Annotated in this window: 2 protein-coding genes; both read right to left on the reverse strand. The window is 70.7% G+C overall.

Features of this window, described 5'->3' with window-relative positions; genetic code table 11:
- The coding region (gene recD, locus EGJ34_RS21400; protein WP_125362411.1) for an exodeoxyribonuclease V subunit alpha at positions 1-1,317 on the reverse strand (1,317 nt) is incomplete at its 3' end.
- Positions 1,314-2,319, reverse strand: a 1,006-nt coding sequence (locus EGJ34_RS21405) for a PD-(D/E)XK nuclease family protein (protein ID WP_185750287.1), incomplete at its 5' end; no start/stop codon positions are given. The genes recD and EGJ34_RS21405, both read right to left, overlap by 4 nt.

The raw sequence follows: 2,319 nt of genomic DNA on the forward strand, positions 1-2,319 counted from the left end.
GGCCAGCGCCTGCGCAGGATCGGCGGCCTCGCCCAGCGCGCGCCAGTGCGCCAGCAGGGCGTCACGGTGCTGTTCCATCGGGTCCAGCACGTCTTCGTGGAAGTGCACGCCGGCCAATGTCCCGGAACGCAGCAGGGCCAGCGCAGCGGTGCTGTTGCCCTCGCGCACGGCGGCCGCCAGCGGTACCAGGTCCAGCGCATCGCTCTGGCGGTAGCCGCGCAGCAGCTGCACGCGGCGGCCCGCGAACGGTAGCGCCGGCAGCACCGGCTGCAGGTTTTCCGCGGCCAGCAGCGGACGCAGGGCGGTGGCATCGTCAGCCTGCAGGCCCTGCCCGTCTCCACTGGCGCGCAGGATGGCGCTCAATACATCGCCCGCCTCCACGGAGGGCAGCTGGTCGGGGTCACCGAGCAGCAGCAGACGGGTGCCGGCACCGATGGCCTCCACCAGCTTGGCCATCAACGGCAGATCGATCATCGAGGCCTCGTCAACCACCACCACGTCGAACGGCAGTGGGTTGTCGGCGTGATGGCGGAAGCGCGGCGAATCCGGAATCACGCCCAGCAGGCGGTGCAGGGTGGATCCGGTTACCGGCAATGCGTCGCAGACCGCGTCCTCCATGCCCTGCTCGCGCAACTGGCCGACAACGGCGCGCAGGCTTTCGGCCATGCGTTCGGCCGCACGTCCGGTCGGCGCGGCCAGCGCCACCTGCGGTGCCGGTTGACCTGCGTGCAGCGCCTGCGCGGCCAGCAGCGCCAGGACGCGGGCGATGGTGGTGGTCTTGCCGGTACCCGGGCCACCGGTGACCAGCAGCAAGGGATGCCGCAGGGCCACGGCCGCCGCGCGCGCCTGGTGGTCCGTGCCTTGTAGCGCATGCGGGAACAGGCGCGCGAACAGTGATGCCAACGCACCAGTGTCGTTCTCCGCCAACGGCTGGCTGGCGATACGCTGGAGTCCGAGCGCCAGGCGACGCTCATATTCACGATAACGGCGCAGGTAGAGCAGTCCGTGCTCCCACACCAGCGGCGCGTCTTCTGCCACAGCAGCGTCCTGTGCGGGCGTGGCCACCCACGGCGAGGCGCGCAGCTGCTGCAGCCATGCCTGCGCGGCGGGCCAGTCCACGCCCTCGGCGGCCAGCAGGCGCTGCGGCTGGGTCGGGTCGAAGCCAGCGTGGCCCTGGGAGACCGCCAGCGAGGCCAGCGCGGCCGCCAGCTGCACTGACTCCGGGGTGTCGGGCTGCAGCCGGCGCAGACTCTGCGCCAGCGCGTGGTCGAGCGTGCGCAGCAGCCCGCTGCGGTACAGGGTGTTGAGCAGGCTCATACGTCTTCTCCCCGAGCACGCGCTGCCAGTACCGCCTGTTTCGCCTGCCCGCCTGCAAACAGCGCATCCAGCGCGTCTACCAGCTCCGGCGCGAAGGCCTGCGCATGCACCCCTTCACCGGGAACCGCCAGACCACGACAGAACAGGTAGCGGATGCCGCCGATGTCACGCGCGTAGTCGTAGCCGCTGCCCAGCCGGAAACGCAACCAGCGGTGCAGCGCGACGGTGTACACCAGTGCCTGCAGGTCGTATTCGCTGTGGCGCATCGCCGCCTCCAGCAGCGCCGGGCTGTAGCCAGGCAGGCGGTTGGACTTGTAGTCCAGTACGTACCAGCGGCCGTCGCGCACGTAGGTCAAGTCGATCTTGCCGGTCATCAGCCCTTCCAGCCGCCGGCGAGTGCCGAAGCTGCGGCGCTCACGCACCACGCCATGCGCGTGCAGCACGGCCAGCAGTTCACTGACGGCGGTGGGTTCCAGCGCGAAGTGGAACTCGATTTCGGCGCGGCGTTCGCTGGCGGCCAAGCTGTGAAGAGCGCCTCCTTCGGGCAACGGCACAGTCAGCGTGTGGCCGACCAGCGGCACCAGCACGGCCACGCCGTCGTCGAGGTCTTCGTCGGCGTAGCCTTCGGCACGCAGCGACGCGCGCAGTACCGCGTCCTGCCCTGCCGGTGCTGGCTCACCTGGCAGCCAACTGCCCCAGGCGGCAAAATCTGTGTTCTCCAGCGCGTCATGCAGCACATTGCCGAAGCGGCTGCCCATGAAGCGGGGATCGGGGGTCTCCGCCACGCTCTCATCGACCGGTACCGCCGGCTCCAGCGGCAGCTCGCCACCGCTCGGTTCGTCGGCCGCGGCCGCCGGGGCTTCGGTGGACACCGCGTCGGTATCGTCTTCGCCACCGGCGTCGGCCTGGGCCAGCTGGGTGAAGCTGTACACCCACCAGTCGTGCGGCACACGCCGGGTCACCGCGCGCACCGGCGGCAGCGCGCCTTCGCGTTCCACCGCC

This window comes from Stenotrophomonas sp. 278, from assembly GCF_003935715.1.
Taxonomy (GTDB): Bacteria; Pseudomonadota; Gammaproteobacteria; order Xanthomonadales; family Xanthomonadaceae; genus Stenotrophomonas; species Stenotrophomonas maltophilia_AH.